Genomic DNA, 13,550 nt, shown 5'->3' with positions numbered 1-13,550 from the left:
CCGCGCGTCGACGACGGCCTCACCCGGCAGACGCTTCCGACGTACCGGCTTCCAGCAGCCGCCCGCCATCCCAGACGACCCCGACCTGCCGGTAGTACGCCGCGATCGGCTCCCGGATCTCCAGCCGCACCAGCTCCTCCGTCGGCGCCTCGAACAACTCCAGCTCGGCCTCTCCGACCCACGGTTGCCCACCCTCGAAGGAAGCGGCCCCCGACTCGATCAGCTCGTCCAGCGCCAGCCCCTTGCCCTTCTCGATCGAGGGCAGCCAGCGATGGTGGAGCATGGGGTGCCCGTTGACGAACCCGTTCGTGTCCGACGGCTCCCGCAGAGTCACCACGGCCTGCGCCAACCGCCGGTCGGCAGCCGCGAGCGTCGCCCCGAAACGGGCCCCCGCCTCGATCCGCGGAGCGGGCCCGTACGGATGCGGCCGCGTCTGGTGGATGGACCCGAGCTTCTTCGGATACCCCTGGTGCAGCCCCCGCGCGATCGCGAAGTCCTTGTCCACCCAGATGTACACGCACCGCGAGTACGTCTGCCCCCGGTACTTGCACCGGACGACGGCGAAGGCCTCCTTGTACTGCGAGAGCACCGGATCGAGCAGCTCCGAACCCGACTGGGAGCAGGACTGCCAGTCGGCCCAGATCAGGGCGACCGCACCGGGGTCCTCGTCGGCCAACTCAAGTGGCTCGGGCAGCAGTTCGCGCACCCGCGCGGGATCCGTACGGTATTCGACGGTGAGCAGGTCACCGGAGTAGCGCCAGGGCGGCGAGGGGATCAGCGACGAGGCACCCGACGCCGTCTTGGGGTGGAAGTAACCGCGGACACTGGTCACTTGGGGCTCCTTACGCGGTGAGGGCGGGCTGCTTCAGCAGTTCGTCGCGGTGGCGGGCGGCGGCGGACGCGACTCCGGGGCCGCCGAGCGCGACGACACCGACCAGGCGGCCGTCGCGGTGGTAGCCGGCGAGGAGGTCGCCGTCGGTGTCGCCGTCGAGGACCCGGACGTCGGCGAGGCCGAGCGTGGGCGCGCCGAAGGACTGCAGCCGGAAGTCGTGCTGGTCGCTCCAGAAGGTGGGCAGCGGCGCGAACGGCGCCGGTTCCGGCTCACTGCCGACGAGCTGGGCGACCAGGGCCTTCGCGGCCTGCTTCGCGGTGTCCGCGGGGATGGACCAGTGCTCGACCCGGCGGGGTACGCCGTCGTAGCGGGCGTTGGGGAAGCGGGCGACGTCACCGACGGCCACGACCTCCGCGCGGCCGCCGACCCGCAGCAGCCCGTCCGTGAGGACACCGTCGCTCAGGTCGACGCCGTTCCCGTCCAGCCACTCGGTGTTGGCGATCGAACCGACCGATTCGACCACGACGTCCGCCGGCAGGACCGAGCCGTCGTCCAGCACCACGCCGGTGACCGTTCGTTCTCCCTCGAAGCCCTGGACACCGGTGCCGAGCCGGAACCGTACGCCCCGCGCCTCGTGCCGCCGCAGCAGCGACCGGGCGAGCAGCTCACCGAGCGGGCCGACCATGGGCAGGGGCAGCGGGTCGACGACGGTCACCTCGGCGACTCCGAGTCCGACCGCGGTGGCGGCGACCTCGCAGCCGATGAACCCGGCGCCGACCACGACCACCCGGGCCCCGGGCCGGGTCAGCGCCGTACGCAGGCCCTGGGCGTCGGCGAGGGTGCGGACCGTGTGGCGGCCGGCGAGCGGGCCGGGACAGCGCAGCCGGCGGGGCCGCATGCCGGTGGCGACGACCAGTCCGTCGTACGCGAGCACCTCACCGCCGTCGAGCTCCAGGTTCCGCTCGTCGAGCCGGGCCGCGACGGCTGCGCGGCCGAGGCGCCACTCGACGTCGGCGACGCTCGCCCGCGGGCGGAAGGCCAGCGACTCGAAGGGCGCCCTGCCCGCGAGGACCTCCTTGGAGAGCGGCGGGCGGTTGTAGGGCATGTGGGGTTCGTCCCCGACCAGGGTGATCGCCCCGGTCCAGCCGGCCGCACGCAGTTGTTCGGCTGCGCGCAGGCCGGCCATGGAGGCGCCGGCGACCAGGATGCGACCGCTCATGGGTCAGTCCTCGATCCGGATGGCCTGGAGCGGGCAGACGTCGGCGGCCTCCTCGACCTCGTCGCGCAGGGCGTCGCCGGGGTCGCTGACGTAGGTGAGGCGCCCGTCGGTGTCGAGCTGGAAGACGTCGGGTGCCGCGAAGACGCACTGGCCGTGGTCCTGGCACTTGTTCATGTCGACGACGACCTTCATGGCCGGTCCTCCTGAGGGTGAGGGCGTCGAAACGGAGTGAAGGGGAGAAGTGGGGCCCGTCCGGCTCAGGAAGGGCCCCGGCCAACAGGGTGCGATGACCGCACCCCGAACTCGTTTGGCTTCAAACAAGGTAGGCAGGCACCACCCCCTGGTCAATACCTATCCGGATGGATAAATTCTTGCCGCGGAGACCTTGCGGCCCGGCATGGCGCTGCCTACCGTTTGGCTTCAAACAACCTGCCGGGGGCTGCCCGGGAGCCACCCCGCACGGGCCCCTCCCCCGCCGCGTCCCGGCCTTCTCCGCCACGCCACCCGCCTCCCGGACAGCACGGTCCCGGAGGTGCCCGACGTCCGCCCCAGGAGACAACGGTGAGCGCTCATGACATCCAGGAAGTCCGCCGCCACATGGACCGGCTCGCCGCCGACGGCATCGACGTCGTCCGGGTGACCTATCCCGACCTGATCGGCACCGAGCGGGCGCGCGACGTCCTGCTGGCGGAGCTGCCCCGGGCCGTGGAACACGGGCTGGCCTTCTGCCGGGCCGTCTACCACACCAGCCCGCAGGGCGACGTCGTCCCGGTGAGCGGCGGCCTGGACGCGGGGCTGCCCGACATCGCCGTACGACCGGACCTCGACACGCTGACCGCGCTGCCGTGGGAACCCGGCGTCGCGGCCTGTCTCGCGGAGATCGTCGACCCGGCCACCGGGTCGGCGGCGCCCGAATCGCCGCGCGACCTGCTGCGCACGGTCCTGGAGCGGTGCGGGGAGCACGGGCTGCGCCCGGTCGTGGGTCCGGAGCTGGAGTACTACCTGTGCGAACCGGACCCCGCCGGAGGCTGGCGCCGCTACGCCCGCGACCCCGGTGTCGTCTACACCGCCGGCCTGCGCGCCGACCCCGAGAACCACCTGCTGCGCACCCTGCGCCAGGTGCGCGATCTGAACATCGGGGTGATCAGCGGAAACCACGAGTTCGACGGCGGTCAGTTCGAGATCAACCTGATCCATTCGGACGCCCTGTCGGCGGCCGACCGCTCCTTCCGCTTCAAGGCCGCGATCAAGGAGCTGGCCCGCCGGGAGGGCAGGCTGGCCACCTTCATGGCCAAGCCGTTCAACGACTCCGGCGGTTCCGGCTTCCATCTGCACCTGTCCTGCGACGACGCCGACGGCCGCAACGCCTTCGACGACGCCTCGGGCCCGCACGGCCTGTCCGCCACCGCCCGCCACGCCGTGGCCGGTGTCCTCGCCCACGCCCCGGCACTCGCCGCGCTGCTCAACCCGACGGTGAACTCGTACAAGCGGTTCGGCCCGGACACCCTCGCCCCCTGGCTGATCGACTGGGGGCTGGACAACCGCAGCGCCATGGTCCGCATCCCGCCGGAGCGCGGCAGCGGCGCACGCCTGGAGCTGCGGCTCGGCGACGCGAGCGCCAACCCGTACCTCGCGATCGCCGGCACGATCGCCGCCGCCCTGCTCGGCGTCCTGGCCGGCGAGGAGCCGCCCGCCCCGCTGGAGGGCTACGGCTACGACGCCGCCAGGTCCGCGCTGCTGCCGACGACCCTGTCCGCCGCCCTGGACGCGCTGGAGGTGGACACCGCCCTGGCCGAGATCCTCGGCAAGGACTTCACGACGTCCTTCCTCTCCTACAAGCGCAACGAGGTGGAGCGCTTCCAACGGTTCGTCACCGACTGGGAGTTCACCGAGTACGCCTACCACCTGTGACACCGAGGAGCCACCGATGACCACCGAGACCCCGACCGCCGCCGCGAGCGAGCCGATGCTCCTGGCGGACGTCGACCTCGCCGATCTCGACAACTTCACCGACGGCATCACCCCGTGGCGGATGTTCCACACGCTGCGCCACGAGGACCCGGTGCACTGGCAGCCCGAGGAGGCGCCCAACTCCGGTTTCTGGGCGGTCACCCGGCATGCCGACATCGCCCGGGTCGACCGGGACGCGGAGACGTTCACCTCGACCCGGTTCGTCAACCTGGAGGAGCTGGACGACGACCAGATCAAGAAGCGGGCCTCCATCCTGGAGCTGGACGGCGTCCGCCACCGCGCGCTGCGCAGCCTGATCCAGCGGCAGTTCGGCGCGAGCGTGATCAGCAGCTACGCCGACTTCCTGCGCGGCCTGACGGCGAAGACCCTGGACACGGCGCTCGCCAAGGGCCGCTTCGACTTCGTCGCGGACGTCTCCGCCGACTTCCCCATCAACGTGCTGGCCCGCCTGCTGGACGTGCCGCCGGAGGACAACCAGCAGCTCATCGACTGGGGCAACCGCATCATCGGCAACACCGACCCCGACTACGCGGACGTCCTGCTGCACAGCGAGGAGAGCGAGAAGTACCGCGACCTGCCGTTCCGTTCCCCCGCCTCGCTCGAAGTCTTCGAGTACGGGCGGGAGCTGGCCCGGCAGCGGCGCGGCAAGGACGGCACCGACCTGGTGTCCAAGCTCGTCAACACCACCCCGCGCGACGGCGTCCCGCTCTCCGCGCAGGACTTCGACAACTACTTCCTGCTCCTGGTGGTGGCCGGCAACGAGACGACCCGGCACACCATCACCCACTCCATGCTGGCCCTCCTCCAGCACCCGGAGCAGCTCGCCCGCCTCCGGGACGATCCCTCCCTGATCCCCACGGCCGTCGAGGAGTTCCTGCGCTGGGCCTCCCCCGTCTACCACTTCCGCCGTACCGCGACCCGGGACGTGGAGCTCGGCGGCAAGCGGGTCAGGGAGGGCGACAAGGTCGTCATGTGGTACGCCTCCGGCAACCGCGACGAGGAGGTCTTCGGCAACCCGTACGCGTTCGACGTGGCCCGACAGGACAACGACCACGTCACCTTCGGCAAGGGCAGCCCGCACCTGTGCCTCGGCAACCTGCTCGCCCGCACCGAGATCCGGATCATGTTCGAGGAACTGATCCCGCGCCTCGCGGACATCCGCCTGACCGGTGACGTCCCGCGCGTGCGCTCGAACTTCGTCAACGGCATCAAGAAGCTGCCGGTGGAGGTCACCCTCGCCTGACGGCGGGCGGCCTCACAGCCCCGCCGCCCACAGCTCCTCCCGGTCGATCCCCGAAAGGCCCCGGCGCACCGTGCGCCGGGGCCTTTCGGGGATCGGCGTGTACGACGGGACGGCGAGCACCCTGCAGCCGGCCGCCTCGGCCGCCGTGACCCCGGTGGGCGAGTCCTCGACCGCGAGACAGGCGGCGGGGTCCACGCCGAGGGCCCTGGCGGCGGCGAGGTAGGGGTCGGCAGCCGGTTTGGTGCGGGGGGTCTCGCCCTCGGCGAGGGTCGTACGGAATCTGTCGGCGCCCAGCACCTTGAGCGCCGCGTCCACGACGGGCCGCGCGGACGCCGAGACCAGCGCCATGGGAAGGTCCAGCTCCGCGATCGTGTCGAGGAGTTCGAGGGCACCCGGGAGCGGGGCGGCCTCCTGCTGGACCGTCTCCAGGAACCGTGCGTCGAGGTGCTCGGCGAGGTCCCGCGGGTCGGCTCCGGTCAGCCGGTGCAGGTGGTGTGCGGTGTCCGCGGTGGACCGGCCGAGGGCGTCGAAGAGGTCGTCGATGCCGATCCCGGGCACCCGCTCCCGGACCGTGCGCAGCCACAGCGACTCGGTGTCGACGAGCGTGCCGTCCATGTCGAGGAGTACGGCGTGCGGCTCGGCCGCGAAGGGGCGGCCGTCCAGGGTCCAGTGCCGGTCCGGGTGCCGGCCGAGGGCGGCGAAGACCTGTGCGGCGACGTCGGCGTGCCCTACCCGCGGGGGTGCCTGGCCGATACCCGGGCCCGCCGCCGCCAGCCAGGCTGTGCGCTCCTCGGCGGAACGGCCGCCGTGGCCGCCCGCGTCGACGTGACCGTGGTCGGTGACCACCAGGTACGTCCACTCCTCCTCGGCGAACGTGCGACGGGCACGTACGGCCGCGAGCAGCCGGCCCACGCGGGCGTCGGCGCGGCGGACCGACGCCTCGTAGGCCGCCCCGCAGCCGAGGACGTGCGCGGTCTCGTCGGGCGCGCCGAGGTGGACGAAGGACGCCTCCACGTCCTCCTCGGCCAGGATCTGCGCGGCGGCCCCGGTGATCCGCTCGTCGCAGCCCTCCCAGCCCTCGGGGGTGTCGGCCTCCGGAGCGATGAACGCCGTCCGGGACGCCGCCCGGAACAGGGGTCCGCCGTCGCGCGGCTGCAGCAGGGGCCGCCAGCCCGCGGCGACGAAGGTGCGCCGGCCGTCGTGGTGGTCGAGGCGGGTGGCGAAGTCGGGGAAGACGTCGAGGCGGTGGCCGCCGAAGTCGTTGCTCCACACTCCGTGTTTGGCGGGGCCCACACCGGTGACGATCGTCGCCCAGCAGGGTCCGGGCATGGTGGGCGTGTCGTCCGCGACCTCCACGGGCGTGAGGAATCCCTCGGCGGCGAGGGCGTCGAGGTGCGGCGTGGGCTGGCGGTGCAGTACGTCGAGACGTACGCCGTCGATGCCGACGACGAGGACGCGGCGCGCGGCGACGGGCATGGCGCTCCTTACGATCGATCAGGCGGACCGGGACAGCTCTTCCGGTCCTACTCCATAAGCGGACGGAAGGCTCTGGGCGTAACGCGCCACCTCGTGGGCGGCCCGCTCGGCCATGCGGCCCGGCTCGTTGCCGAGGGGGCCGGCGATGTGCGGGGTCAGCAGCGTGCAGTCGACATCAGAGCACTCAGTTCCCCTGTCACACCCCTTCTGCTGCACTGAGTGTCATGAATCCGGGCCGAGTGCTACGTTCCCGTTCATGAGCTCCAGCAGCGCGGCCCCGACCGCGAAGCCGCCGATGCGGGACGCCCTGGTCGCGGCGGCCTTCCAGCTCTTCCTGGAACGCGGGTACGAACAGACCACCGTGGACGACATCGTGGCGCTGGCCGGGGTCGGCCGCCGCTCGTTCTTCCGCTACTTCCCCTCGAAGGAGGACGTGGTCTTCCCCGACCACGAGCGCTGCCTCGCCGACATGACCGCGTTCCTCGCGGCGAGCGACGAGGCGGACGAACCGGTCCGGCGGGTGTGCGACGCGGCCCGGCTGGTGCTGCGGATGTACGCGGAGAACCCGACCTTCTCCGTACAGCGCTACCGGCTCACCAAGAAGGTGCCGGGGCTGCGCGCGTACGAGCTGTCCGTGGTCTGGCGCTACGAGCGCGCGCTCGCCGAGTACCTGCGCGGGCGGTTCGCCGGTCAGCACGACGGGACACTGCACGCCGACGTCATCGCGGCGGCGGTCGTCGCCGCGCACAACAACGCCCTGCGCTCCTGGCTGCGTTCGGACGGCAAGGGCGACGCGGGCACGGCGGTGGACCATGCCCTGGGATACGTCCAGGCCGCCTTCGCCCCGTCGGCACACCCACGCCCCACCCCGGCCGGCGAGCACCCGGAGATCGCGCACTCCGGCGTCACGCACACCGAAGGCGCGCACCCGGAAGCGGCGCGCCTCGGCATCGGGCATCCCGACGACGTGGTCGTCCTCGTCACCCGCCGGGACGCACCGCTGTGGCGGGTGGTACAGGAGTTCGAGTCGGCCGTCGGTCGCGCCTGACCCGTACACCCCTGGGGCCTCTCGCTCACAAAGCCTCCGCAGATTTGGGGTACGGAGTGCCTTTACGAGTGACACTGAGTGCCATACTCTGTCGACGTGCACGGCGGCACGGCAACCGGGCACACTCGCGCGCGGTTCGCTCCGGGCGCGCGGATTCCGGCCGAGGGCAGGGAGTTGACCAGCGTGTACCACCACTCAGCGAGCGCCTCGCATCCGGCGGCAGGCTCCGCGGGGACGGGTGTCCTCGACCCCGTCGTCGTGGACTCCAAGGACGCCATCGTCTTCCAGCGCTGCACCTGGTGCGGCACCGCGATGTACCACCGGCTGCTGTGTCCGGTGTGCCAGGGCAGCGAGCTGCGTACGGAGCGCAGCGAGGGCGCCGGGACGGTGCGCCACTCCACGGTGGTGCACCGCAACACTCCCGCGGCGCGCAATGTGTCGCTGATCGAGATGGCCGAGGGGTTCGTCGTGCGGGGCCGGGTCATGGGCCCGCCCGTCGGCATCCACAGCGGGGACCGGGTACGACTGTCCACGGCCAAGGACCCGGTCCGGGGCGAGCCGGTCTTCCAGCTGATCGACGAGCCGTACCGAGCCTGGACCTGAGGCCGCCGGGCCGCTTTCCCGCGGCCTGCGCGAAGATGCCCCCATGGACATGGCATCGGTATCGGAACCGACCTCCGAATCGGAATCGGAGCAGGTGAACGCGGCGATCGAGGGTGAACTCGCGCTCCTGGATCCCCGCGTGCGCTCCTCACGGGACCTGACCCGGCAGTGGCTCGACCCGGAGTTCGCCGAGGTCGGCGCCTCCGGCAGGCGTTGGACCCTGCAGGACATCCTGGCCGCGCTGCCGGACATGGCGGGCAGTACGGACGAGGGTCCCCGTTACGAGCCCGCGGAGATGAACGGGGTCCTGCTGGCGCCGGGTCTGGTGCATCTGACGTACGAGACCGTCCTCGACGGGCGTCACGCGCGCCGCAGTTCGCTGTGGCGCCGGCGGGACGAACGGTCGGGCTGGCGGATGTACTACCACCAGGCCACCCCGGTGCCGCCCCCGGCCGGGTAGCCGCTCCGCTGCCAAGTCACGGACAGCGGGCGGAAGTTGCCGTTCCCCCCGACCACTGACCCCGCCTTGCCGTGCGCCGGACCGCCGGCCGCGCGATGTGATCCAACACTTGCCCTTTACAGGCAACCCACAGTGTCTCCTTCCCGTCCTCCCGGGACGAGGGGCGCCCGGGACCGCCGGGACGCCCGCAGGACGGGGTCAGAGGAGGAACTGTGGTCCGTGCCCGGCGCATATGGGTCACCGCCGCCGCGCTGCTCGCGGTGGCGGGTGCATCCCCAGGGGCGGCAGTCGCACAGGGTCAACCACCATCACAGTCGGCGGCGTTGACCGCGGCGGCCGACGGGAAGCTGCCGCCGGGATGGGGGATCACCGGCGGCCGGTCGGCGTCGCAGCAGCTGGTGTGGCGGTCCGACCGGCCGGTGCCCATGGGGGACGCGCGGGTCGAGTTCCGTGCGGGCGGACGTCTGCTGGGGATTCCGCGGCCGGCCGAGGACGGACGCACCTTCCGGCTGCCGCTCGCCGGACGGCACGCCGGCGAGCTGGGCGGGCTGCAGGTCTGGTCCGGCGGACGGCGGCTGGACGGCAGGGCAGCGGCCCCGACCGGCTCCGCGGTCCAGCCGCCGGCGCCGCTGCCGGCCAACTCCGTGGACCCGGGCAAGCCCGGTTCGTACGGCACCAAGACCGGTGAGTACAGCCTGAAGTCGGTCCGGCTGCCGGGCTTCTCCGCCCCGGTGGAGATGCGCGCGGTGGTCGTCGCCCCCACCGGCGCCCGTGGCCCGCGTCCGCTCGCCCTGTTCCTGCACGGCCGCCACTTCACGTGCTACAAGGGCCAGGACATCACCGGTGACTGGCCCTGCCCGGCCGGGACGAAGGCGGTGCCGAGCCACCGCGGTTACCTGCGCGACCAGAAGCTGCTGGCCTCCCAGGGCTATGTGACCGTGTCGATCTCCGCGAACGGCATCAACGGCCAGGACGGGGACGTCGAGGACGGCGGCGCGCAGGCGCGTTCGTCCCTGGTCCGGATGCACCTGGCCCAGTGGGCCGACTGGGCCGCGCACCCCGAGACGGCTCCGCAGATCGTGAAGGACGCGCCCCGCGCCGACCTGTCCCGCGTCCTGCTGGTCGGGCACTCGCGCGGCGGCGAGGGCGTCGACCGGGCCGCGATGGACAGCCTGTACCCGCCGCCCGCCGCCCAGGACGGCTACCACGGGCCGGTGCGCTGGACGATCCGCGGTCTGGTCCTCATCGGCCCCACCGTATTCGGCCAGAACCCGGTGCCCGACGTACCGTCCGTGTCGGTCCTGCCGGGCTGCGACGGTGACGTCTCCGACCTCCAGGGCGAGGTGTACGTCGACGGCACGCGAGGGGTGAGCCGCGGTGCCGCGCTGCACAGTGCGGTGTACGTCATCGGCGCCAACCACAACTTCTTCAACTCCGAGTGGACGCCTGGGCAGGCCACCGCGCCCGCCCAGGACGACTTCTCGGACGACCCGCAGCACCCCGACCCGGTGTGCGCCAAGCGTGCCGCGACCCGGCTGACCGCCGACCAGCAGCACCGGGCCGGTTCGACCTACATCGCGGCCGCCGCGCGGCTGTTCCTCGCCGGTGACGACAAGGTGCGGCCGCTGCTGGACGGTTCCGGCAAGCGGGCCCCCTCGGCGGACCCGGCGCGGGTCCTCAGCCACGCGGTGGGCGGACGCCGTGACGCCGCGTTCCTGCCGGACGGCGGAGTGTCCGTGACGGGTGCCAAGCTGTGTGCGGCGGTGGATCCCTCCCCGGCCAAGGCCTGCCTGGGCCAGGGTGCCAAGGGGAGCTCTCCGCACTTCGTGCAGTGGGAGACCGACCGTGAGCCGGGCCGGCACGCGATCGCGCTGCGCTGGACCCACGCGGGCACTCCGGCACGGGTGGCGGTGAAGGACCCGGTCTCGATGGCCGGTGACAAGGCGGTCGCGCTGCGGCTGTTCGTGCCGCCGAACTCCCGGGGCACGCGCCTGGACGTGTCCGTCACCGACGCTGCCGGCCACAAGGCGGTCCTCGGCAAGGTGAAGGCCGACGGGCTGCCGGGCAGCGCAAGCACCGCGTCGTACTGGGCGCGGGAGATCCGGGTGCCGCTGACGGCGGCCACCCGCGCCGGGCTGGACCTGCATCGGATCAAGTCCCTCGAACTGACCCCCCGTTCGGGCTCCGGCCGGGCCTGGCTGATGGACGCGTGGGGCTGGCGGCCCGGTCTGCCGGCGGTGCAGGCGGCCGGTCTGCCGCGCGTGGACGTCGGCCGCACGACCGTGGAAGAGGGTGACTCCGGCACCCGCACCTACCGGGTTCCGGTGGAGGTGTCGGGGCAGGGCAGCGGACAGGTCCGGGTGTACGTCTTCGACCCGGCCACCGGCAAGGTCACGAACCGGCTGGTCACGGTGCGTCCCGGCGGTCACGACATCGATGTGCCGGTCGAGGTGAAGGGCAACACGCGCTACGGCCGGGACGTGCAGTACGACGTCGGCGTCAAGGCGGTCCGCGGCGCGGTCGTCGGCTCGTACCGTGGCGGGATCACCGTGCACGACGACGACCCGGCGCCCAGGATGACCGTCACCCCCGTCGCCGACAAGGTGACCGAGGGGCAGACCCTGAAGTGGCGGGTCTCGCTGTCCGAGGCCGTCGACGTGGACATGAGCGCGTTCTTCCTCGCGGTGAAGCCCGACGGGGCCGAGCTGTCCACCAAGGACGTGTCCGCGAGCTGGCTGCGGGACCACACCGGTGTCTCGCCGGACCCGGAGCGGCCGCTGTCCAAGCTGCCCGGCGGTCTCTACCTGTGGGTGGACATCCCGGCGGGCAGGACCAGTGCGGACATCACCGTGCCCACGGTCAAGGACCGGGTGCGGGAGTCCGCGGAGTCGGTGCGGTTCCAGCAGATCGACGACCAGACGGGCAAACCGCTGCCCGGCGGGCTGGAGTTGAACGGCTCGGTGCTCGACGCGTCGTAGCCGCTCGAAGCCCTCGTCGTAGCCGCCCGAAGCCCTGGGGAAGCAGCTGCCTCCTCAGGGCTTCGGCGTCACCCGGATCCCGACGGTGCCCTCCAGCCCGCGCCGCAGCCGGCTGCCCAGCAGGGTGAGCCGGCCGACGACGCCGTACTTGCGGGCGATGAGGGTGCGGTAGCGGGCGGTGGTGGCCGTGCCGGCGATCTCGGCGGTGGCCGGGACCTGGTCACCGGTGGGATTGCCGCGCAGGTCGCAGGGGCCGACGAGGACGTCGGCACGCCGGCGGATGCGCTTGACCTTCCAGCTGTCGGCCGCCGTCCACACGCCCAGGGCGTCCCCGTCCCGGATCACCCACACCGGGGTCGCGACGGGCGTGCCGTCCTTGCGGTAGCTGATGACCAGCAGGTACTTGCCGGAGCCGAGCCGGTCCAGCTGCGTGTCGTCCATTTCGGCAGTCTAGGAGGCCGCACGCCGACGGTTCAGGTCAGGGCCGCCGCCATCCGGCGCACCCCCTCCGTGAGGATCTCCGGGGAGGTCGCCAGGTTCAGGCGCACGTGCCCGGCGCCGCCGGAGCCGAAGAGCACGCCGGGGCTGAGGGCGACCCGGCCGCGGTCGAGGAACACCTCGGCGGGGTCGTCGCCGAGGCCGAGGGCACGGCAGTCGAGCCAGGCCAGGTAGGTGGCCTCGGCGGGGCACGGACGGACCGCGGGCAGGTGCTCGGCGAGCAGACCGGTGAGCAGGCGCCGGTTGGCGTCGAGACCGGCCAGCAGGGCGTCCAGCCATGCGGTGCCCTCGTTCAGGGCGGCGGTGTGGGCGATGACGCCGAGGTGGCTGGGGCCGTGGCTGACCTCCTCGGGCAGCCGGGCGAGGTCGGCGGCGGCGCCGGGTCCGGCAACGGCCAGCGCGGCCTTGAGTCCGGCCAGGTTCCAGCCCTTGGACGCCGACATCAGCGACAGGCCGCGCTCGGCGCCGGGCACGCTCAGGTACGGCACGTAGGTGACACCGGGGGCTACGAGCGGGGCGTGGATCTCGTCCGCGACGACACGGACGCCGTACCGCTCGGCGAGGTCGGCCACGGCGGCGAGTTCGGCGGCGGTGTGCACGGTACCGGTGGGGTTGTGCGGGCTGCACAGCAGGTAGGCGGCCCGGCCGCCGCCCGCGCTCGCCTCCCGGAACGTCTGCGCCAGCCGATCGAGGTCGATGCGCAGGTCGGCGCCGAGCCGGGCCTCGACCACACGGCGGTCCATATGGCTCACGAACTGGTAGAACGGCGGATACACGGGCGCGTTCACGATCACCGGATCCCCGGGACCGGTGACCAGTCCGAGCATCTCGACCACCCCGAGCATCACGTCCGGAACGATCGCGGTGTGCTCCACGGCGACCCCCTGCCAGTTCCAGCGCCTGGCGGCGAACCCGGCCAGCGCTTGGGCATAGGCGGTGCCCGCGGGGTAGCCGGTGTCCCCGAGGGCGAGTGCGTCGGTGACGGCCCGGACGACCGGCTCGGCGAGGGGTACGTCCATCTCGGCCACCCACAGCGGCAGCACGTCCTCGGGGTAGGCGCGCCACTTCATGCTCGTACGACATCGCAGCTGATCCAGGCCGAGGACGCGCAGCGGGTCGGGTTCGCCGGGTGTGTCGTGCGGGATGCTGGTCATGGGGCTCAAGATAGGCGGCTGCGGCGTGACCGGAAACGGGGCGAGCCGGGCACCGGCAGGAGAGCCTC

Annotated in this window: 12 protein-coding genes; 6 read left to right on the top strand and 6 right to left on the bottom strand. The window is 72.6% G+C overall.

Annotation, left to right across the window (positions count from 1 at the left end; genetic code table 11):
* Positions 1–19: 19 nt before the first annotated feature.
* From FB157_RS22010 to FB157_RS22000, 3 genes are read right to left on the bottom strand one after another with little or no spacing between them, the layout of a single operon-like run.
* Positions 20–832 (bottom strand): acetoacetate decarboxylase family protein, encoded by an 813-nt coding sequence (locus FB157_RS22010; protein ID WP_145882271.1) that lies wholly within the window; start codon positions 830–832, stop codon positions 20–22.
* A gap of 10 nt (positions 833–842) precedes the next feature.
* On the bottom strand, positions 843–2,051 hold the full coding sequence (locus FB157_RS22005; protein ID WP_145882269.1) for an NAD(P)/FAD-dependent oxidoreductase: 1,209 nt from the start codon (positions 2,049–2,051) through the stop codon (positions 843–845).
* Between the two features lie 3 nt (positions 2,052–2,054).
* Positions 2,055–2,243, bottom strand: coding sequence for a ferredoxin (locus FB157_RS22000; RefSeq protein ID WP_145882267.1), 189 nt, complete (start codon positions 2,241–2,243; stop codon positions 2,055–2,057).
* A 369-nt stretch (positions 2,244–2,612) separates the two neighbouring features.
* Here FB157_RS22000 and FB157_RS21995 point away from each other — a divergent pair, with 369 nt between their 5' ends.
* Together FB157_RS21995 and FB157_RS21990 are read left to right on the top strand one after the other, a co-directional pair.
* On the top strand, positions 2,613–3,962 hold the full coding sequence (locus FB157_RS21995) for a glutamine synthetase family protein (RefSeq protein WP_145882265.1): 1,350 nt from the start codon (positions 2,613–2,615) through the stop codon (positions 3,960–3,962).
* Positions 3,963–3,978: 16 nt separating this feature from the next.
* Positions 3,979–5,265 carry a cytochrome P450 gene (locus FB157_RS21990; RefSeq protein WP_145882263.1) on the top strand — a complete coding sequence of 429 codons (1,287 nt, stop codon included), beginning with the start codon at positions 3,979–3,981 and terminating at the stop codon, positions 5,263–5,265.
* Between the two features lie 12 nt (positions 5,266–5,277).
* Here the strand turns inward: FB157_RS21990 and FB157_RS21985 are convergent, their stop codons facing one another.
* Positions 5,278–6,741: an HAD-IA family hydrolase gene (locus FB157_RS21985; protein WP_145882261.1), complete on the bottom strand. Its 1,464-nt coding sequence runs from the start codon at positions 6,739–6,741 to the stop codon at positions 5,278–5,280.
* Between the two features lie 256 nt (positions 6,742–6,997).
* On the opposite strand from FB157_RS21985, the gene FB157_RS21975 reads away from it, so the two are divergent.
* The 4 genes from FB157_RS21975 to FB157_RS21960 all read left to right on the top strand — a co-directional run bounded on the left by FB157_RS21975 (position 6,998) and on the right by FB157_RS21960 (position 11,830).
* A complete protein-coding gene (locus FB157_RS21975) occupies positions 6,998–7,789 on the top strand; it encodes a TetR family transcriptional regulator (RefSeq protein ID WP_145882259.1) in 792 nt (263 codons plus the stop codon).
* 183 nt (positions 7,790–7,972) lie between these two features.
* Positions 7,973–8,392, top strand: coding sequence for a Zn-ribbon domain-containing OB-fold protein (locus tag FB157_RS21970; RefSeq protein WP_145882257.1), 420 nt, complete (start codon positions 7,973–7,975; stop codon positions 8,390–8,392).
* Positions 8,393–8,441: 49 nt separating this feature from the next.
* Entirely contained in the window at positions 8,442–8,852 is a 411-nt protein-coding gene (locus FB157_RS21965) for a DUF4440 domain-containing protein (protein WP_145882255.1), read from the top strand.
* A gap of 212 nt (positions 8,853–9,064) precedes the next feature.
* On the top strand, positions 9,065–11,830 hold the full coding sequence (locus FB157_RS21960; protein WP_145882253.1) for a S9 family peptidase: 2,766 nt from the start codon (positions 9,065–9,067) through the stop codon (positions 11,828–11,830).
* Between the two features lie 54 nt (positions 11,831–11,884).
* Here FB157_RS21960 and FB157_RS21955 read toward each other — a convergent pair whose 3' ends face one another.
* A complete protein-coding gene (locus tag FB157_RS21955) occupies positions 11,885–12,271 on the bottom strand; it encodes a PPOX class F420-dependent oxidoreductase (protein ID WP_145882251.1) in 387 nt (128 codons plus the stop codon).
* 32 nt (positions 12,272–12,303) lie between these two features.
* Positions 12,304–13,482 (bottom strand): MalY/PatB family protein, encoded by a 1,179-nt coding sequence (locus FB157_RS21950; RefSeq protein ID WP_145882250.1) that lies wholly within the window; start codon positions 13,480–13,482, stop codon positions 12,304–12,306.
* Between the last annotated feature and the right edge of the window lie 68 nt (positions 13,483–13,550).

The organism is Streptomyces sp. BK340 (assembly GCF_007827595.1).
Classification (GTDB): domain Bacteria; phylum Actinomycetota; class Actinomycetes; order Streptomycetales; family Streptomycetaceae; genus Streptomyces.
The sequence above is the reverse complement of the archived record's forward strand: the minus strand, read 5'-3'. Positions and strand labels throughout refer to the sequence as shown.

Excerpts from the sequence above, each read along its gene's own strand:
- FB157_RS22005 (WP_145882269.1), bottom strand. The coding sequence starts at position 2,051 with ATGAGCGGTCGCATCCTGGTCGCCGGCGCCTCCATGGCCGGCCTGCGC.
- FB157_RS21990 (WP_145882263.1), top strand. The coding sequence starts at position 3,979 with ATGACCACCGAGACCCCGACCGCCGCCGCGAGCGAGCCGATGCTCCTG.
- FB157_RS21955 (WP_145882251.1), bottom strand. The coding sequence starts at position 12,271 with ATGGACGACACGCAGCTGGACCGGCTCGGCTCCGGCAAGTACCTGCTG.
- FB157_RS22000 (WP_145882267.1), bottom strand. The coding sequence starts at position 2,243 with ATGAAGGTCGTCGTCGACATGAACAAGTGCCAGGACCACGGCCAGTGC.
- FB157_RS21950 (WP_145882250.1), bottom strand. The coding sequence starts at position 13,482 with ATGACCAGCATCCCGCACGACACACCCGGCGAACCCGACCCGCTGCGC.
- FB157_RS21985 (WP_145882261.1), bottom strand. The coding sequence starts at position 6,741 with ATGCCCGTCGCCGCGCGCCGCGTCCTCGTCGTCGGCATCGACGGCGTA.
- FB157_RS21965 (WP_145882255.1), top strand. The coding sequence starts at position 8,442 with ATGGCATCGGTATCGGAACCGACCTCCGAATCGGAATCGGAGCAGGTG.
- FB157_RS21975 (WP_145882259.1), top strand. The coding sequence starts at position 6,998 with ATGAGCTCCAGCAGCGCGGCCCCGACCGCGAAGCCGCCGATGCGGGAC.